The sequence below is a fragment of the Dokdonia pacifica genome (genome assembly GCF_900188275.1).
GTDB lineage: Bacteria > Bacteroidota > Bacteroidia > Flavobacteriales > Flavobacteriaceae > Dokdonia > Dokdonia pacifica.
The window spans coordinates 496805-514907 of record NZ_FZNY01000001.1 but is presented as its reverse complement, the minus strand read 5'-3'; the positions used below and the strand labels follow the sequence as shown (position 1 = coordinate 514907).

Annotated in this window: 19 protein-coding genes; 3 read left to right on the top strand and 16 right to left on the bottom strand. The window is 34.7% G+C overall.

Translation table 11 applies throughout. The features are described 5' to 3' along the window. Positions 1-164: 164 nt before the first annotated feature. The gene (locus tag CHB80_RS02370; RefSeq protein WP_179218067.1) at positions 165-926 is read right to left on the bottom strand and encodes a hypothetical protein; all 762 of its coding nucleotides are present in this window, start codon (positions 924-926) and stop codon (positions 165-167) included. A gap of 76 nt (positions 927-1002) precedes the next feature. Between CHB80_RS02370 and CHB80_RS02365 the strand changes: the two genes are divergently transcribed. Further along, a complete protein-coding gene (locus CHB80_RS02365) occupies positions 1003-1707 on the top strand; it encodes a DUF6503 family protein (RefSeq protein WP_089369822.1) in 705 nt (234 codons plus the stop codon). Positions 1708-1808: 101 nt separating this feature from the next. Here the strand turns inward: CHB80_RS02365 and CHB80_RS02360 are convergent, their stop codons facing one another. Next, the gene (locus CHB80_RS02360; protein ID WP_089369821.1) at positions 1809-2567 is read right to left on the bottom strand and encodes a LytR/AlgR family response regulator transcription factor; all 759 of its coding nucleotides are present in this window, start codon (positions 2565-2567) and stop codon (positions 1809-1811) included. A gap of 2 nt (positions 2568-2569) precedes the next feature. After that, a complete protein-coding gene (locus CHB80_RS02355) occupies positions 2570-3658 on the bottom strand; it encodes a sensor histidine kinase (protein WP_089369820.1) in 1089 nt (362 codons plus the stop codon). Positions 3659-3893: 235 nt separating this feature from the next. Between CHB80_RS02355 and CHB80_RS02350 the strand changes: the two genes are divergently transcribed. Then, positions 3894-6278 carry a TonB-dependent receptor gene (locus tag CHB80_RS02350; protein WP_089369819.1) on the top strand — a complete coding sequence of 795 codons (2385 nt, stop codon included), beginning with the start codon at positions 3894-3896 and terminating at the stop codon, positions 6276-6278. A 95-nt stretch (positions 6279-6373) separates the two neighbouring features. Here CHB80_RS02350 and CHB80_RS02345 read toward each other — a convergent pair whose 3' ends face one another. The 6 genes from CHB80_RS02345 to CHB80_RS02320 all read right to left on the bottom strand — a co-directional run bounded on the left by CHB80_RS02345 (position 6374) and on the right by CHB80_RS02320 (position 10357). After that, positions 6374-6931: a hypothetical protein gene (locus tag CHB80_RS02345; protein ID WP_089369818.1), complete on the bottom strand. Its 558-nt coding sequence runs from the start codon at positions 6929-6931 to the stop codon at positions 6374-6376. Positions 6932-7065: 134 nt separating this feature from the next. Continuing rightward, positions 7066-7635: a hypothetical protein gene (locus tag CHB80_RS02340; RefSeq protein ID WP_143337029.1), complete on the bottom strand. Its 570-nt coding sequence runs from the start codon at positions 7633-7635 to the stop codon at positions 7066-7068. A 148-nt stretch (positions 7636-7783) separates the two neighbouring features. Beyond that, entirely contained in the window at positions 7784-8044 is a 261-nt protein-coding gene (gene rpmA, locus CHB80_RS02335; protein WP_089369816.1) for a 50S ribosomal protein L27, read from the bottom strand. 37 nt (positions 8045-8081) lie between these two features. After that, entirely contained in the window at positions 8082-8765 is a 684-nt protein-coding gene (rplU, locus tag CHB80_RS02330) for a 50S ribosomal protein L21 (protein ID WP_089369815.1), read from the bottom strand. Between the two features lie 155 nt (positions 8766-8920). Beyond that, complete coding sequence (locus CHB80_RS02325; RefSeq protein WP_089369814.1) at positions 8921-9577, bottom strand: DUF2461 domain-containing protein; 657 nt, start codon at positions 9575-9577, stop codon at positions 8921-8923. A gap of 9 nt (positions 9578-9586) precedes the next feature. Continuing rightward, a complete protein-coding gene (locus CHB80_RS02320) occupies positions 9587-10357 on the bottom strand; it encodes an XRE family transcriptional regulator (RefSeq protein WP_089369813.1) in 771 nt (256 codons plus the stop codon). 253 nt (positions 10358-10610) lie between these two features. Here CHB80_RS02320 and CHB80_RS02315 point away from each other — a divergent pair, with 253 nt between their 5' ends. Then, a complete protein-coding gene (locus CHB80_RS02315; protein WP_089369812.1) occupies positions 10611-11048 on the top strand; it encodes a hypothetical protein in 438 nt (145 codons plus the stop codon). Between the two features lie 79 nt (positions 11049-11127). Here the strand turns inward: CHB80_RS02315 and fabD are convergent, their stop codons facing one another. From fabD to CHB80_RS02280, 7 genes are all read right to left on the bottom strand, one after another. Then, positions 11128-12015 carry an ACP S-malonyltransferase gene (gene fabD, locus CHB80_RS02310; protein ID WP_089369811.1) on the bottom strand — a complete coding sequence of 296 codons (888 nt, stop codon included), beginning with the start codon at positions 12013-12015 and terminating at the stop codon, positions 11128-11130. Between the two features lie 153 nt (positions 12016-12168). Continuing rightward, the gene (locus tag CHB80_RS02305; RefSeq protein ID WP_089369810.1) at positions 12169-12738 is read right to left on the bottom strand and encodes a cysteine hydrolase family protein; all 570 of its coding nucleotides are present in this window, start codon (positions 12736-12738) and stop codon (positions 12169-12171) included. A 3-nt stretch (positions 12739-12741) separates the two neighbouring features. Further along, complete coding sequence (locus tag CHB80_RS02300) at positions 12742-13209, bottom strand: Dps family protein (RefSeq protein WP_089369809.1); 468 nt, start codon at positions 13207-13209, stop codon at positions 12742-12744. A gap of 108 nt (positions 13210-13317) precedes the next feature. Beyond that, positions 13318-13926, bottom strand: a complete 609-nt coding sequence (locus tag CHB80_RS02295) for a class I SAM-dependent methyltransferase (RefSeq protein ID WP_089369808.1) — start codon at positions 13924-13926, stop codon at positions 13318-13320. A 30-nt stretch (positions 13927-13956) separates the two neighbouring features. After that, positions 13957-17010 (bottom strand): HD domain-containing protein, encoded by a 3054-nt coding sequence (locus CHB80_RS02290; protein ID WP_089369807.1) that lies wholly within the window; start codon positions 17008-17010, stop codon positions 13957-13959. Positions 17011-17130: 120 nt separating this feature from the next. After that, positions 17131-17613, bottom strand: a complete 483-nt coding sequence (locus CHB80_RS02285) for a dihydrofolate reductase (protein ID WP_089369806.1) — start codon at positions 17611-17613, stop codon at positions 17131-17133. Next, positions 17610-18056, bottom strand: coding sequence for a 2TM domain-containing protein (locus CHB80_RS02280; protein WP_089369805.1), 447 nt, complete (start codon positions 18054-18056; stop codon positions 17610-17612). The genes CHB80_RS02285 and CHB80_RS02280 overlap by 4 nt, the downstream gene beginning before the upstream one ends. Positions 18057-18103 lie beyond the last annotated feature (47 nt).

Sequence of the window (18103 nt, the reverse complement as noted above, 5' to 3'; positions counted from 1 at the left end):
GTTCCTTGAAAGCAGATACTTTTTTTAATCCGTTGCTTATCTAGGTAAACAGTTAGTATTTGGATGCTTTATCTTCATTCTTTTCCTCAAATCCTAAAGGATGGAATGAAGATTTCTTTAATACCTTTTAGGATGTATAATCCCTAGTTAAATTGTAAAACAAATTAAAACCCTGTTACCAATAAGTTACGTGCACCGCGCATGCCGCATTTTTGATAATGGTGATAGGCTTGTGCAGCGAGTTCTCGAATTTCGGCATCGCTCTTCTCCTGAATCCAACCATCCAAAGCCCATTTTAAGGTGTAAGCTTCTGGTGCCATAAGTCCTGTTGTCCAGACTAATGGAGTTGCTCCAGTTTTTTCAAAATAAGGTGTAAAATACTCTTTGCTATAACAAGCAAGTATAATCGCATCTTTGGTAGAAGAGGTGTCTTTTGTAATCGCAATATCTAGTTGGAATTCCATAAGCCCATCATGACCGATATAGCTTACCAAATCTGCTTTTCCTCCGAAGTCTAATGATTTGTCATCTATTTTAATGAATGTAGAAAAATCTCCTGAAGATGCTTTTAAGAAATCAATGGTTGTTTGCTTGATGTATTTTCCGTCATAGGCGTCTGCTAGTAGATACGTGTTTGTGGTGGTATGTTTAAAAAGCACACGTTCTAATATCTGAGGGTTTTCTGAAGGAATAGATTTGATAAATGTCCAATCCTTACTTTTTTTAAAATGTGTTTTTACGCCATATAATGCTCCCCAATATAAGTTGGTTGTTGGATTTTGACCGTTCCCTAAGGTCTTCGGTACGGGAACAATCCCTTGATTCACATTATCACAAAGTGCTACAAATACATGAACGGTTTTAGGAGCTGTATTTTGAGCGAATACGCTTGTCGAGAATAAAAGAAGGAATATGTATTTGATCATATAGGGATAACGTGGGGAAGTCTGGTTTGGTATCATACGGATATAATCATACATTGTAGGTTCAATTAACAACCACATGAAAACAATCTTCACCCTACTATTAGGCATATGTACACTCGCTGTAACAGGGCAAACACTTACAGCCAATGAGCTTTTAGAAAAAGCAATTGCCTATCACGATCCAAATGGAAAATGGGAAACTTTTCAAGGCCTTCTAAACATAGAATTAGAAATGCCAGACCGACCTGCGAGAGTAAGTCAGGTGCTAATAGATTTACCCAATGAGTTTTTTAGTGTGACAGTTCAAGGAGAAGATAAGACAAGACGTGTGGTGGATAAAGGGGCATGTCTATTTATGCTTAATGGAAGCAAAGAAGTATCTGAGGAAGACATAAAAAAACACCATGGTGATTGCGAACGTTCTACCATGTTTAAAAATTACTACACCTATCTCTATGGACTTCCCATGAAACTTAAAGATCCTGGAACGCATATAGATCCTGTAGTGCAGAAAAAGACATTTAAAGGAAAAGAATATCTGGTAATTCGTGCGAGCTATGATCAAGAAGTAGGTTCTGATATCTGGCAATTTTATTTCAATCCTGAAACCTATGCGATGGAAGTATATCAGTTTTTTAAAGGGCCTGATGAAACCACTGGAGAATATATTCTTCTTACTGACGAGATGGAAATTGGAGGAATTAAAATGCCTAAAGATCGTGCTTGGTACTACAATAAAGACAATGGGTATTTAGGAACGGATAAACTGGTGAAAGGATAAATCACTTGAATAATCTGGCTATACGCTTTAACGCTACGCTCTCCCTTTGGTCGTGAATCTCGCAAGCTCGATTTCGCGAAAGCTTATAAAATAAAGTAGCATTACATATCCAGCCACTTTTTAAAATTGCTAGTTCGCTCTCTGGAGACAATTACTTGTTCTTCTTCTTTTGGCGTTAATTTTAAAATTAATCTACTATTAAAGTAGGTGCTAATTTGTGATACTGCTTTTACAGACACCATAAATTTACGGTTGATTCTAAAAAAATCGATGGGATTTAAAATGTCCTCTAGCTGATCAATCGTGTACTCAATAGGAAACTGCTGATTGGTATGTGTATGAAGGCAAATGACGCCTTCATTAGATTTGAAATAAGCAATGTCTTGTACATTAAAGCTATTGTACTGATTTCCTACTTTCACCATAAATCGGTGTTTGTATTCTTTTTCAAATAAGTTTTTGATTCTAGCAATCTTATTTTCATCCATGATGGAGTCATGGGGTACACGAGATTTTCTAAACTTAGTTAACGCAGTAATCAAATCGTTTTTATCTATAGGCTTTAATAAATAATCAAGCCCATTGTATTTAAAACCTCGTATGGCGTATTCATTATAGGCGGTTGTAAAAATAATAGAAGGGTGATCTTTTAAAGTGTCCAAAATATCAAAGCCATACCCGTCATTTAATTGAATGTCTAAAAAAATAAGATCAGGCATATCATTGTTTTGAAACCAATGAATACCATTCTCAACAGAGGTAATTTGTCCAGTTATTTTCATTTCTGGAGCCAGCTCAGAAATCAAATTAGCGAGTCTGCGAGAAGCAATAGGTTCGTCTTCAATAATAACAGCATTCATAATTAGGAAACAGATAAAATGGTTTTGATTGTTTGGTCTTTAGATAGTAATGGCATGGTCACTTTAAAGAAATTGTTTTCTTCTTCTATAATGACTCTGTCATTGGTGTAAAAGCCATATCGCTTTTGTATATTTTTTAATCCAAGTTGTGTAGACGTTTCTTCAGGTGAGCGTTTACGAAGTGTATTTTGTACCACAATACTTTCATTGCCAATAGAAAAAATACTAATCTCTAATGGTTTTTCTTTTGAGTAATAATTATGCTTTAAGGCATTTTCAATAAGCATTTGTAATGAAAGTGTGGGTATAAATAACTCCTTAGGATTTGTTGTTACATGGTTTGATATGTGTAATGCGCCTTCATGACGTACATTCATCATAAAGATAAAAGACTCAAGGAAGTTAAGCTCCTTTTCTAGTGGAACAATATCTTCTTCTCTATTGTCTAAAATATATCGATAACAAGAAGCAAGGCGTGTTACAAAATCGGAAGCCAAATCTCGATCTTCATACATTAATGACGTTAAGATATTTAGGCTATTAAATAAGAAATGAGGGCTAATCTGGCTTTTTAAAGAGGCATACTGAGAAGCGATAAGTTCTTTTTGAAGTTTTTCCATTTTTTCTTCGATACGCTTCTTTTGATTTAAAGAAAAGTAAAAAAGATTAGAGGTACCTACAGCAAAAGTGAGTAAAAGCGCTCTAAAAAAGTCTACTCGAAATCGTAAAGGCCTTTCTTCAGGTAAAATATTACATAGCTCATCAAGATGAAAATTGATGATATAATAGGTCAATGCAATCACCGGAATGGCAATAGCTATATTAATTCCTAAGATGCGGATACTATCTTTAAAATAAATGGAGCCGTTTTGTTTTTGATGGCGTCGTATTAACCAATCACTGGTCTCCCAGATAACCATAAAAAGAAAAAAAGCAGAGAGATAATACGCTATAGATGTAAAATCAAAAGCATGTTCTTTTCCATCATCATCATGGTCTATTGTTAACTTAACAAGAAGGTACACCACAGTAATTACAATGACTCTAAAGCCAAACTTTTTTAGATTAAAATGTGTGAATAGACTGTTCATGATCCTGTAAATATAAGTGATAAAGATAGCCTCTCTTCTATGGGAATAGATGAATTGTCATTTTACTACTTGAACTGTGATACCTTTTGTATGAGTTTAAAAACAGTGTGAAAATACCTCATAAGTTACTTCAAGAAGATTTATAACAGTAGGATAGGTGTATTGACAATTAAACTTTTTGAGTTGGGAATGCTTTCGCGAAAGCGTAAGATTTACAGTATCAAAAAACAAAATCATGAAAAATCTAATAAGAGTTATTCTGATATTATGTGCAGGTGTACTTACCGCTCAGAATGGCGTAATTAAAGGAAATGTATTCGATAAGCAATCAGAAATTCCATTAATGGGAGCAACAGTAGAGCTTCTGGATGTAGATCCGCCTGTGGGTGTTATTACCGATGAAAATGGTGCGTTCAGAATGGAAAATGTTCCTGTGGGAAGACAACGTATTCGTGTTACCTATTTAGGATTTGAATCTATTACGATACCAAATATTGTAGTAACTGCGGGTAAAGATGCAGTAGTAGACGTGAATTTGGTAGAGGCATTTGGGCAACTCGATGAAGTAGTGATTAGCTCTGGCACCAATAAGGAGCGAGCTGTAAATAAACTGGCAACCGTCTCATCACGACAGTTTAGCGTAGATGAGGTGACTCGATTTTCAGGAGGAAGAAGTGATGTAGGAAGACTTGCAGCCAATTTTGCTGGCGTATCTGCACCCGACGATAGTCGTAATGATATTGTAGTACGAGGAAATTCTCCTACAGGTTTGTTATGGCGTTTAGAAGGCATTCCAATACCAAGTCCAAATCACTTTTCAACCGCAGGAACTACGGGAGGGCCTGTGTCTGCTTTAAACCCAAATATGCTAAAGAACTCAGATTTCTTAACCTCTGCATTCCCTGCTGAATATGGAAATGCCTTAGGTGGTGTTTTTGATTTAGGATTTAGAAAAGGAAATACAGACGATTATGAATACTCTTTACAAGTAGGTGTTTTCTCTGGAGTCGAAGCCAATGTAGAAGGTCCTTTAGGGAATAAAGGAGGCTCTTTCCTAGTAGCTGGACGTTACTCATTAGTCGGAATTTTAGGCCAAGGAGCAGGTGGAACTAGTGCTACACCCAATTATGGTGATCTATCTCTGAATATTGATTTTGGAAGAGGGAAAGCAGGGAATTTTTCAATATTTGGAATTTTTGGAACTTCAAATATTGACTTCTTGGGTGATGATATAGACGAAGATGATTTATTTGCTGCCACCGACGAAGATACATTTGTAGATTCTGGATTTGGTGTGATAGGATTGAAACATCGTATCAATTTGAATGATAAATCCTATATAAAAACAACCCTGTCAAGTAGCTTATCTACCAATCAATTTGAGGTCAATAGATTTTTTGATCAAGATACTCCACAAGAACGCTCTATTCTTTTTACAGAAGCAGATAATACAGAAACAAGAGTGAGTATTTCCAGTTTATTCAATACAAAACTCAATAATAAATCAACGGTACGAGCAGGTTTTGTATATGAAAATATAGGATTTGACACCTTAGAAAGAGATCGTAACATGCAATCTGACGGCGATGGTGATGGCGATCCAGATCTATTTACATTTAGTGATATAGACGAAAGCTTAGGGATATTTCAACCGTATATATCAGGACAATATAGGCTTACAGAGAAGCTTACCTTAAACGGCGGTCTTCATGGACAATATAGTACGTTGAGTGAGCAATTTGTATTAGAACCAAGAGCTGCTGTAAATTATGCCATCACCCCAAAACATAAAATTAATATAGGGTATGGTTTGCATCACCAACTGCAACCACTACCTATCCTTTTTCTTAATGAAGCAGTTAATGGCGAATTAGTGCAAACCAACAAGGAGTTGGATTTTACACAAAGCAATCACTTTGTCGTAGGATATGATGTGCGATTAGCAAAAAGTTGGCGAGGGAAACTGGAGGTCTATTACCAATCTATAAGCAATGCCGCTATAGAGGCGTTTCCGTCTAGTTATTCTTCCCTTACTGAAGGAGCAGATTTTGGTTTTGATAATGATCGTGTATCATTAGTTAATGAAGGGACTGGTTTTAACCAGGGTGTTGAGATCACGATAGAGAAGTTTTTTGATAAAGGATTTTATGGCTTGTTTACTTCCTCGTTTTTTGAAAGCAAGTATGAAGGAAGTGATGGAATAGAGCGTAATACCCCTTTTAATAATGGCTATGTTGTTAATGTATTGGCGGGAAAAGAATTCAAACTAGGAGCAACAGGACGTAATACGTGGTTTGTAGATACCAAAATCACGACTTCAGGAGGGCGTTATTTTACACCTGCAAACCTTGAAGCATCGCAAGCTGCTGGCTTTGAAGTATTGCAAGAAGATCTTGCTTTTAGTGAGCAAAGTGATGCCTATTTTAGATGGGATGTGAAATTTGGGGTAAAATTAAATAGTGCAAAAAAGAAACAATCCCATCAGTTTTTTGTCGACTTACAAAACGTGACAAATAATAGTAATTTGTTTCAACAACGTTATAATCGAGTGACCAATAGAATTGATGAGGTAGATCAAATAGGATTCTTTCCAGATGTAGGTTACCGTTTTCAATTTTAAAATAAAAATACTGAGTATGCTTTAACGCTACGCTCTCTCTTTGGCCGTGAATCTCGCAAGCTCAATTTCGCGAAAGCGTACTCAGTATCTATATACTATTTATTTGTAGGTACAGTTTTTTTTAGTAACAAGCTATTGTAATTTTGTGTAGCTAGATATTCCTCTTGCAATTGTGTTGCAAAGGATACAACTTTATCTGTGTCTCTATAGGTTGGGTCTAATGCATCATTAAGATTTGAATCTGTAATGGTGAGTGCGATATACCAATTGCCAGTTCTTGAAGTATATATATCCTCTAAAATGGGTTCGCTATCATTAGCTATTAAAGTAGCATCTAAAGCAAGTGGGATTAAATTAATAGTCTGTGTGGATTTTTCCATTTCGTAAAAGGACAAGTAATAACGTCTATTTTCTATAAGAATTGGGATGTTATTTTCACCAGTATCTTGGTTTATCTGATATTTTGAACTTATAAAGTAGTAAAATTCATTAGCATCTTTTGGATCTGTAAACACATAGGTGTGTTGTTTAGGAAGTGAGCGCTTAAATTTCTTTGCTTTGTAGACTTTTCCTTCTTCTAGATTAGGTGCGATCTGTAATGGGATACAGGAATAGCAAATAGATAGAAGAAGAATGTAGGATATTCTTTTCATACGTGTAGTTTTAGTCTTTAATTTTAAACAAAGATTATGCCATGTGCAAAAGGCAGTGATTTCTAGGATTAGGAATAACCTTTGAAGTATTGTGTTGGTTGCGCTTTCGCGAAAGCATACTCAGTATTTATATACTATTTATTAGTATTTGTTGTATTCTGAAATTGCAAACTATTATAGTTGTGTGTACTTATATATTCGTTATGTAATGACTTAGCATATGCTAACACTTCTTTTTGATGTTTGTAGTCGGGAGACAATGCATCAGAAAATGCTGCATCCGTAATGACAAGTGCAATATACCATGTGCCGTCTCTTACAATAGGAGGTTCGTCGAGTTCAATGGCAATATTTTTTTCTCTCATTACTTCATTTGCTATGGCAGGTAGTAAGTTTACTACACGTGACTTTTTTTCTGTTTCATAAAATGAAATATAATAATCGGTATTATGTATGCGTGCAGGTACATTGTTTTCAGAATCTCCTTCTTGATTTGGTGGAAATTTAGCACTTAAATAGTAATAAAATTCATTAGCATCTTTGGGGTCTGTAAAGATATATGCGTATTGGCCAGGAAGCTTACGTTTAAATTTTTTGGCTTCCATGAGTTTTCCATTTTCTAGGTTAGGAGGAATGCTAACGGGAAAACAAGATTGAATGAAAAGTGCCAGAAAAATTAGGGATAGGGAGTGTAGTTTTTTCATGAGAAATTGATGGTTTTGCATAGACATATCAAAAAGGATGCCTTTTTTAAAGAAAAACCTATTTGTACTGTTATGACGTTGTTTTAGAAGCATAAAAAAACCCTTTCCATTTGGAAAGGGTTTTTTATTTATAAGGAAAAAACAGTACTTATGCTTCAAACGGTACGATTGAAACGTAAGATTTATTGTCTTTCTTTTTAGTGAATTTCACAACACCATCTACTTTTGCGTGAAGTGTGTGATCTTTTCCACCGTATACATTTTCACCTGGATGGTGTGTATTTCCTCTTTGACGTACGATGATGTTCCCTGCAATTGCAGCTTGGCCACCAAAAATCTTAACGCCTAAGCGTTTCGATGCTGATTCACGACCGTTTTTAGAACTACCAACTCCTTTTTTATGAGCCATCTTGTTTCGGTTTTATTGTTATACTTAACGGAAGCGCTTATGCTTTACCGCCGTCTAATTCGTCTTGCCATTTCTTAAGGGCATCCCACTCACCTGCAGCAGCCATTTCAGCTTGCTTTGGCCATGTATCTGTTACGTGATTTCCACGTACACCTGCTATGATTTCAGAAATCTTAGCGGCATCAGTTTTTGCTAACTCAGCAAACGTTGCAATTCCAGCGTCTGTTAATGTTTGAGCAATTTTTGGTCCGATACCTTCTATTTTCTTAAGATCATCACCCTTTTTTGCAGCAGCTTTCTTTGCTGGTGCTTTTTTAGCTTCTACCTTAGGTGCTGCTTCTTTTACAGGAGCCGCTACTTTTGGTTCAGCTTTTTTAGCTTCTTTTTTTGGAGCTGCTTTCTTTGCTCCAGATGCTGTGATGTTTTCGATTACGATTTCAGTAAGAGACTGACGGTGTCCGTTTTTAACACGGTATCCTTTACGTCTTTTCTTTTTGAAAACGATTACTTTGTCACCTTTAAGGTGCTTAATGACTTTCGCTCCAACTTGAGCTCCGTCTATAGCCGGGGCGCCGATCGTTACTTTGTCACCGTCACCGATTAAAAGAACATTGTCAAAAGACACTTTCTTTCCTTCTTCGGTTGCTAGGCGGTGTACAAAGACTTTCTGGTCTTTTGCAACTTTAAATTGCTGCCCTGCTATCTCTACAATTGCGTACATAGCTATTAATTAATGATTAAAAATAACTTAATCTTTCGATTTAAGCGGGTGCAAATATACCACTAATCTATTAATTTACAAGGGATGCAAATGCTTTTTTTATCGCATTTATCTTATAAGGAATACAAAGATACGTTTTGATTACGTTACGAGTATTACTGTACCGTTACGGCTTCACGTAAATAACGCCTAAACGGAAGCATCTCTAGATATACTTCTATACAAATATCCTGATAATGAGGGTCTAGTATTTGCTTTCGCGAAAGCATCATTTCAACACCGAAGGTTTTATGACGTAATAATCCTATGTATGGGTGCTCTTTAGAAAACCCTTTAGGAGCTGTCTTTAATGGATCGTCATGGTATAATGAACCAAACATTTTTTTAAATGAAGGCTTTTCTAGGATTGCTAAAAGCTCTTCTCCATTATAATCTATAGCATCTCGTATACTATGTAATATTGATTTTTCAGGTCGCCAAAAACCACCCGCAAGTAAGTTGTGTTTTAATCCTATTTCTATATAAAAATCCCCTTGTTTGGTAAGTTGATCTAAACCTGCTGCAAAATGATCCTTATAAATAGGTTTATTGGGCGCAAACATCAAATTGTTGTTGATCCTATTAATACCTTTTTTACCTGGAGTGTCAAAATATTCAGGATCTATGATTGCTAATTTACCGTTAAGTTCATCTAACCAACTCACAAAAAAAGCACGTACTCCCTTATACTCTTTGCGGTTAAGATCCATCCATTCCTTAGAGTTGTTTTGTTGTAACCGTTCTAAGAAATCATATAATTCAGGAAAACCCATAAAATTGGATTAAGTGTTTAAGTTTTTGATCTGACTTTTTAATTCTTGCATAGATGCTTGGAGTTCTCTTAATAAGGTATGTTCAGATCCTGAGTCTATATTAAAAGTGAGTTTACTATTGACTTGCCATATCTCTTGAATATCGCTGACAAAGACTTCATAAGGTACATACTCTTGATTAAGCGAAACTAATAATACCTTTGAAGAATCTGGAAGTTTCTGTAATTTTTTTACGACAACTGCATCTTGCATAACCACAACATATACTTTATTGTCATTTGCATATTCTAGACTTTCAACGCCTTTGGCAAGTACCCAGTCATCGGGCCTAAAATTAGGAAGCATACTGTCACCTTCTACTTGAAAACCACGATAGGTCGCATTGCGATACTGTGGTAATGGAAGATCAAAAGCTGGGAGTTTTTGATACCATTCTACATCTTGGATATTATTAGGATACCCTGCGGCAGCTTTTTGATTTACTAGAATCATATTTTCTTGATCCTCTTTGTCTACGACCACGACTTTGGGACTAATATCACCATTATCTGTAGTAAGGTGTTTTTGATTACTATATCCAAACAACCATAATGGGTTGACGTTAAAAAGACGTAATAATTCTGTTACGACACGTCCTGAAAGTTTGGTGCGACCACGTTCTATATCGGCAGTAGAATGTTTAATGCCTAATTGTTCTGCAAATTCAGATTGTGTAAAATCGTGATCTTCACGTATTTCTTTAAAACGACGTATTTCTGAAGGTAATTCATTTGTTCCCATTTGGTGAATATAAGAAATTTAGGAATATTTCCTAGTTATAAATTAGGAATATTTCCGCTTTTTCTTTAAGTAGCGTGATCCAGTTAGCAAGGTATACACGTATATAATGTATAATTTACAGGCCATTTATGTTTTTAAAGGTGAAATTTGTGTATTTCATCGATAAAAACAAAACATTCGTCCTAATAGATATGTTAATTAGGAAGTACTTGTTAATTTTGGTCATTAACTAATCGTCAAAACTTATAACGACATGAAACGAATTATTTTAAGTATTGCTGCTGTAGCTTTAGTTTTTAATATCACTTCTTGTAGAGAAGTAAAAGAAAATGCTGAAGAGGCTGGAAATGCGGTAGAGAATGCTGCTAATGCTGCTGGAGAAGCTGCTGAAAATGCTGCAAACGCTGCAGGAGAGGCTGTTGAAGATGCAACAAATGCTGCTGGTGAAGCTGTTGAAAATGCAACAAACGCTGCTGGTGAAGCTGTTGAAGAAGCAACAAACGCAGCAGGAGAAGTAATAGATAAAGCGGGTGAAGCTGTAAATGATGCTAAAGAAGCTGCAGGAAATGCAGTAGATAAGGCAGGTGAAGCTGTAAATGATGCTAAAGATGCTGCTGGAAATGCAGTAGATAAAGCGAAAGATGCTGCTAAAGATGCAAAAGACGCTGTAAAAAATGTTACTGACCATTAATATTTGTGATTAAAAGAAAGTAACTAGAAAGCCCGGCAAATGCCGGGCTTTTACTTTGTATGTATATAAGGGCGATTACCTATTCTGGTAATGCAGCACCATTTGCAGTCACATTGCGATCTATTTTACGCATTAATCCTTGTAATACTTTTCCAGGTCCTACTTCTGTAAAATTAGTGGCACCATCGGCGATCATATGCTGTATACTTTGTGTCCATTTTACAGGAGCCGTAAGTTGAGCCATTAAATTTTCTTTAATGAGCTTTGGATCTGTAATTGCTGTGGTAGATACATTTTGATAGATAGGACATTTAGGTGTGTTAAATGTTGTATTCTCTATTGCTGCAGCTAATTCCTCACGAGCAGGTTCCATTAATGGAGAGTGAAAAGCACCACCTACAGGAAGTACTAATGCACGACGAGCTCCTTTTTCTTTTAGGGTTTCGCAAGCTGCTTCAATAGCAGGAATATCACCAGAAATTACTAATTGACCTGGGCAATTATAATTTGCAGCGACAACAATTCCTTCTGTTGCTGCACATACATCTTCTACTACCTGATCTTCTAATCCTAATACGGCTGCCATTGTAGAAGGTTGCATTTCACATGCTTTCTGCATAGCGAGGGCACGTTGAGATACCAGTTTTAACCCATCTTCAAAACCTAAAGTACCATTAGCAACAAGCGCACTTAATTCTCCTAGAGAATGCCCAGCAACCATATCGGGTTGGAATGCATCTCCTAATACTTTGCTTAAAATAACAGAGTGTAAGAATATAGCAGGTTGTGTTACTTTAGTTTGTTTTAAATCTTCGGCTTCTCCTTCAAACATAATGTCTGTAATAGCAAAACCTAAAATATCATTTGCTTTATGAAAGTAATCTTGTGCCAGTCCAGATGCTTCAAATAAGTCAAGTCCCATTCCTGAAAATTGCGCTCCTTGTCCTGGAAAAATATATGCATTCATATATAGTTTGTTTATTTAGTTGTGTCTGCAAAAATACAGAAAGTATGGGAGTATTTTAAGAAGAGGAAAAGCGCTTCTTAAAATGATTCAAGACGAAAGGGAGAGCGTAGTGTTAAAGCGTATAAAAAGCCCTAAGTCCTAAAGCGAAGTGGTCTAAACCATTTCCAGTACTGCCGAACTATCGATTACTTCGGCAAATTCTTTATGTAAACTTGCCAATGCGGTCTCATGAATCATCTCTGAAGAATAGGTTTGTCCATTCAATCCTTTTCTGTCAAATGTAGCCGTAGCGTCAGAAATTAATAGCACATCAAATCCTAAATTTCCTGCCATTCGGGTTGTGGTAGAAATACAATGATTTGTCGTAAGTCCCACAATAACTAGCTTATTAATGTTTTGAGCATCCAAACGTTCTTTTAAATCGGTTCCTATAAAGGCACTGTTGACATCTTTGATAATCAACGGTTCATCATTTTTGGGTTTTAATGCATCTATCATTTCAAATCCTGGATGGGATTTATGAAGTAATGAATTTGGATCTTGCGAACTATGAATTATATGGAAAATAGGAAGTTCTAATGATCTCCATGTTTCTAATAATTGTAATGCCTTTTCTTCTGCATCTCGGTTATTTCTATTGCCTCCCCAATGGGCTTCTTCAGAAAAACCTTTTTGAAGGTCTATCAAAAGTAAAGCAGTGTTTTGATCTCTTAGTTTTGTCATTGCTTATTGTAAATACGAGTTTAACATCCAAAGGGTTTTTTCTGTTTGAGAGATGTAGTCACTCATTAATGCAACCGTTCCTTCATCATCTGCTTCGGCGGCAAGTGCTAAAATCTCTCTTTCCTTTAAGATAATAGTTGCAAAGTTTTTCACCACAATTTCTACGCCTTCAATACCATTGGTGATTCCTTTTTCTTCTTTAATATCAGCATGGTTTACATAAGCTGTAAAGGTATGCAAAGGCTCTCCTTCTAAAGTAAGAATGCGTTCTGCAATTTCATCTATTTTAATCACAGCATCATTGTAAAATTCTTCAAATTTTAAATGAAGTTCAAAAAACTCACGTCCTTTGATATTCCAATGAAATCCGCGTAAGTTTTGGTAAAAAACTTGATAGTCTGCGAGTAATTGGTTGAGTTCACTAGTTAGTGCTTTGGCTTTATCTTGGTCAATCCCAATTAGATTTTTCATGGTACTTATTTTTAGCTGTTTTTAGTATCGAATTAGTCGTATTAAAAGTAGTTTCTTTCGTTTAATTACGTGCAATTTTTAACAAATAGATAAGATAAAATAAGGGACTTATATTTTAGGCATTTTGATAGTGAAATCATTTTCTAAATATCCAGTAATGAGAGTTGCTTTTGGGGACAATTTTAAACACTCTTGATATATTTTTTCTTTGTCATGTGCCACAATTAAAGGACCTGAAGTAAAGGACTTATTATCTAACATATTAAAAATACATGCTTTTTGAGCAGAATCATAAAAACGTTGGATCATATTCATATAATAGTTTGCATCAGAACTACGATATGATAATACACCACAAGCAATCACTAAGTCTACTTTAGGTAATTGGCATTTGCTAAAATCTACCTCATGAAACTGTGTGTTTTGCTGTGATTTGTATAGTTCTTGAGCATGATTGATGAACGTGGGTTGTTGGTCTAAACCAATATAATCTACAGTGACGTGTTGCTTATCTAAAAAGGCTTTAAAATCGCCATACCCACAACCTACATCCAATACAGAGGCATTATTAAAATCTGCCAACTCAAAAATAGTTTTAAAACGAGTTTGTTGTGCTGTGATATCAGACCATCCTTGTGCTTTGGCAAGATTATGACCAAATTCCTTAATACGATCTTTATGGAAGTATTTAACCGTTTGTTTATCAATGATATTCATGGCTATTAAAGGTACGCATAACTTTAAGAATTACTTTTCTTCATCTCCAATCTCTTCATCTTTAAAAGGAATTTTATCGTAATCAACCTTAAAATCATCTTCTGTAAGATGAAGATTCGGATCAGGTTTATATTGATCGGGTAAATGACTTCGTAATTTTTCTAGTGTTGTATTTATAACTGCTAGGTCTGTATTATTTAATAAAATATATAAATGATTTTGATAGTGTGAGTCTAGATAATTATAACAATTCATTAGCCATTTTGAAAAAAGATGATTACTATTAAAAATTTGCTCATTTAGTTTTTCAGGCATTAACCCATCAAAATTAATATATTCACAAAACATGAGTGGAGGGTAGTTAGGCTTGTTTAAGACTGAAGGATTTTTCCCTCTTTTGATTGAAGCTTTTTTTTGTAGAATTACTTTGCCTCCTTTAATTAATTTCTTGCAAAGTGTAATTCTGTAAATTGAGTAAAGTTCAATAAGTTTTTTTTGGAGTAATAATCTAGTAGAACCTTTTCGAGTGAATATCCAATTAAAATGAAAATTCTGATCTAAAATATCAATCAATGAATAATAATTATCACCCTTTTTAGGATAATAACTATTACTAAATATTTTTTCTGATGGCCATTTTTTTTTGTTTGAAAAGTACTCGTCATCATTTAAATCAGTATAATTCCATTTTATTTTAGGAGTAATAAAGGCATTCAGAAAATTAGCTTTTTTTAAATGTGGGTATTCGCTAGGTATATTCTTTCTGATTGTAAAATTAAGGTGAGACCATAACTTCCAAGGGATTGAGGTCATTTTATTACGAGCAATACTAAGATTAGGTCTTAATATGTCAGATAGTTCTACATGCCCTAATATTATTAAATTAGTATGTCTTATATCTAATAATTGAATCCTTGAAGAATCCTTATTAGGAACAAGAATTCCATTGTGAGATAATATAATGGTATGAAATAAATGTTTAAAGTGTGTTGATTTGTTAAATAATTCTATCTTATCGGTTAAGTCTGATAAAACAATATCTCTACTATGATTATATTTTAGATTATCAACTTCTAAATTAAGTGCATTTTTTAAATTTTGACTGTATTTCAGTGATAATAAATCTTTATTATATTCATTACTTCCTTCTTCAAATTCAATATTAGGTGTTAGAGTAATAAAATATAAAAGTCCCTTTATGTTAGGGTGATCAAAGGTCCTAGAAAGACTTATAGGTGTTACTCGTATTTCAGGATTAAGTTTTTTAATATTAATATGACTGTTTCTAGATAAGAACTCTTTTATTTCTTTAATATCTGTAGATGGCATCTGATATTCTAGAATTGGTAAATTATTAAGGTTTATACTTTGTAGATACCTCCCTTTTTCTCCTTTTCCTATTAGATTTATTTTAACAAAAGGATTAAATAAAGTTTTATCTAAAATTGTAGATAAATTAAAACTTGGCAAATCATTATTTGGCTGTATACGTAATGCTAGTGACGTTCCTGTTTTTTTTCTATAGCCTTTTTGTAAACCATCACGATTAGGAATTGAAGACGGAAGATCTTTATTGGTCTGCAATACATAATAATTGTGTAGTCCTTTTAAAGATAATCGTATGGGATATTTTTTTTTGTTATCAGTTTGAATAGAACGTGTATTTATCTCAACTATATCAGCAACGATAAAACATGATAAAATACCTATTCCAAAACGACTTACAGGGGTGAAATCTGTGTTTGCTTTTTTGTACCTTAGTTTCTCTACTTTGAATTCATCTGAATTGTAATATGAGTTACCGACTTTGAGAAAGTATTTTGAGATTTGCTCATGTGTCATGCCCATTCCATAATCATCAATACGAATCCAACGATACCCTTCATTATCATACCAAGTATCTATATCTATAGCTTGAGGTTCAAAATCAGGATTTCCATTATTTTGCTCATAGAATTTACGGTGTCTACTGGTGTCAATTGCGTTTTGTAATAGCTCTCGAATACAAACAAATTTATCATCATATAAGCTTTCACCCATTAATAACGATAAGACTTGTTCTTGATCTAAAGAAAATTTAAAATCTCCAAACGTATAGCCTTTACTTTTGATATTCTTTTTATCAATAGTATTTGGTAATTTAAAGTTTTTCCAACGATCTGAGCAAAAATTAAGTACAGAACCACATTGATGTAACTCTCGTTCTATATAACTTAAGAAATTACGAATATCTTGTTCTATAGCTGGAGAGGTTGGATTTGCTTTATATGTAATGGTATAATTATGATCTTCATTCCACGCATCAAAAGAAAACCCTCTAGAGGCAATATGTTTTTGCCATTCTTGCTGACTTATTTCTTCTCCTCTGGTCGTAGGATTGTCTAATCCTAGAAACTGAAATAAATAGGCTGGGGTTCTGGTGTCATCAAAGTCTAATACATCAGCAAGACGTAAAAGAATAGCGCAAAATTTTAAATCTGCACAGCCCCAGAAATTATGATCTAATGTATCTTCTTTAATCCAATCAGTAGTTTCGTTATGACTTAAGCATACATTTGCCAAAGCTTCTCTTAATGGCGTTCCTTCCCATTCTAATTTAGCATCTAGAGGTTCTAAATATTTCCAAACGCGTTTCGCATGACTCCATCTACAATACCATTCTGCAGTAGCGTCACTAATACCGTTGTCTTCTTCTATATTTAGTTTTGCTCTGTTGTTTTGTGCTAGAAAATCATTAAAGTACGTTTCGTTTTTAAGATCTTCTTTTTCTTCTTTTGAAAATACCATTCCGATATCATGGTAGAAAGCACTTAAAATTAAGATGGCAGCTTCTAACGCATGTACATCTTTCATTCTCTTTCCTAATAACTTTTCGAAGAGATTTAGAATATTTAATTGGTGTTGTCCATTATGGAGTGTGTAGGTAGGAAAAGTTTCAGAAATCTTATCTAGAATACCGATAGCATCATCTACTAATTCTTCAACAAGTGTTTGTTTTTCTGGACTTTTTTTGGTGACTTTTATAAAGTGTTTCCAGATTTTAGTTTGTTTGTATAAGTCTATCGTTTTTGTAGGTGTCCCCATAAAATAATGCGAATATTTAATGATATTCATAAAAATGAACATCATGTCAACTGCAATTTAAGATTTTAAGAGGAAAAAAATATTCTAATTTATTGTCTTTGAGTTGTTTTTGTTAACAATCTACTTCTTCCTCCAAGTCTCATACGTAAACCCAAACTTGTGCCTGTCATCAATGTCATGAAACACACTTTCTTGTAATTCCCAAATAGTAGTATCTATTTTAGGAAAGAAAGCATCAGCTTCAAATTCACCGTGTACACGTGTGAGTTCGATATGCGTAGCAAAATCCAACCCAATGGTATAAATCTCACCACCTCCAATAATAAATGCATTTGAGTCATCTTTCGCGAAAGCGAGCGCATCTTCCATAGAATGTACCACGACAGCGCCTTCGGCTTTATAATCGGTATTACGAGTGATAACTACATGTGTACGATTAGGCAATGGTTTGGGGAATGATTCCCATGTTTTACGTCCCATAATGATATGGTGCCCGGTAGTCAAGGTTTTAAAACGTTTAAAATCATCTGGTAAGTGCCATACAAGGTCATTGTCTTTTCCTAAGGCGTCATTTTCTGCCGCAGCAGCGATCATTGTTATCATAGGGGAGTATTCGGGTCTGTAGGTGTTGGTGTTATAGTGCTCTCGATGGGAGTTTTTTTTTCAGGTAATGGATGCTCTACCGCTACTTTTTCTTCCAACGCCGCAATTTTATCTTGTTGTTTTTTTATAAGTATATTGAGTTGTTCTTCTTCCCATTCTTTACCCATAAAACGGTTTAAAACGAAGACATTAATTCCATGTACAAGGAAGAAAAAGGTCCATAGTAGAATACCCCACACAAACCAATCGGTATCAAATATTTTGATGTCTTTTCCAAAGCCTAAGGCAAGATTTACAATAATCATGAGGATAGCGCCCGCTAGAAAAAGTACGAAATGACGGTACAATCTCTTTTTCTGACGGATCCGTGTCTGCGCATTTTCAATTAATGCACGCTGTTCAGGATCGATACTGGGCGGTGTTTTCTTTGAGAATATAGACATATATACGACCTTTACTCAAAATTACCATTTTTAACCCGCACAGAAAA

Bases quoted from the DNA above. Each gene is read 5' to 3' on its own strand.
- CHB80_RS02305 (WP_089369810.1), bottom strand. From the start codon at position 12,738: ATGACAAAACTAAGAGATCAAAACACTGCTTTACTTTTGATAGACCTT.
- CHB80_RS02285 (WP_089369806.1), bottom strand. From the start codon at position 17,613: ATGATAACAATGATCGCTGCTGCGGCAGAAAATGACGCCTTAGGAAAA.
- fabD (WP_089369811.1), bottom strand. From the start codon at position 12,015: ATGAATGCATATATTTTTCCAGGACAAGGAGCGCAATTTTCAGGAATG.
- CHB80_RS02345 (WP_089369818.1), bottom strand. From the start codon at position 6,931: ATGAAAAGAATATCCTACATTCTTCTTCTATCTATTTGCTATTCCTGT.
- CHB80_RS02365 (WP_089369822.1), top strand. From the start codon at position 1,003: ATGAAAACAATCTTCACCCTACTATTAGGCATATGTACACTCGCTGTA.
- CHB80_RS02370 (WP_179218067.1), bottom strand. From the start codon at position 926: ATGATCAAATACATATTCCTTCTTTTATTCTCGACAAGCGTATTCGCT.
- CHB80_RS02290 (WP_089369807.1), bottom strand. From the start codon at position 17,010: ATGGGGACACCTACAAAAACGATAGACTTATACAAACAAACTAAAATC.
- CHB80_RS02280 (WP_089369805.1), bottom strand. From the start codon at position 18,056: ATGTCTATATTCTCAAAGAAAACACCGCCCAGTATCGATCCTGAACAG.
- rpmA (WP_089369816.1), bottom strand. From the start codon at position 8,044: ATGGCTCATAAAAAAGGAGTTGGTAGTTCTAAAAACGGTCGTGAATCA.
- CHB80_RS02315 (WP_089369812.1), top strand. From the start codon at position 10,611: ATGAAACGAATTATTTTAAGTATTGCTGCTGTAGCTTTAGTTTTTAAT.
- CHB80_RS02325 (WP_089369814.1), bottom strand. From the start codon at position 9,577: ATGGGTTTTCCTGAATTATATGATTTCTTAGAACGGTTACAACAAAAC.
- CHB80_RS02350 (WP_089369819.1), top strand. From the start codon at position 3,894: ATGAAAAATCTAATAAGAGTTATTCTGATATTATGTGCAGGTGTACTT.
- CHB80_RS02355 (WP_089369820.1), bottom strand. From the start codon at position 3,658: ATGAACAGTCTATTCACACATTTTAATCTAAAAAAGTTTGGCTTTAGA.
- CHB80_RS02360 (WP_089369821.1), bottom strand. From the start codon at position 2,567: ATGAATGCTGTTATTATTGAAGACGAACCTATTGCTTCTCGCAGACTC.
- rplU (WP_089369815.1), bottom strand. From the start codon at position 8,765: ATGTACGCAATTGTAGAGATAGCAGGGCAGCAATTTAAAGTTGCAAAA.
- CHB80_RS02320 (WP_089369813.1), bottom strand. From the start codon at position 10,357: ATGGGAACAAATGAATTACCTTCAGAAATACGTCGTTTTAAAGAAATA.
- CHB80_RS02300 (WP_089369809.1), bottom strand. From the start codon at position 13,209: ATGAAAAATCTAATTGGGATTGACCAAGATAAAGCCAAAGCACTAACT.
- CHB80_RS02295 (WP_089369808.1), bottom strand. From the start codon at position 13,926: ATGAATATCATTGATAAACAAACGGTTAAATACTTCCATAAAGATCGT.
- CHB80_RS02340 (WP_143337029.1), bottom strand. From the start codon at position 7,635: ATGAAAAAACTACACTCCCTATCCCTAATTTTTCTGGCACTTTTCATT.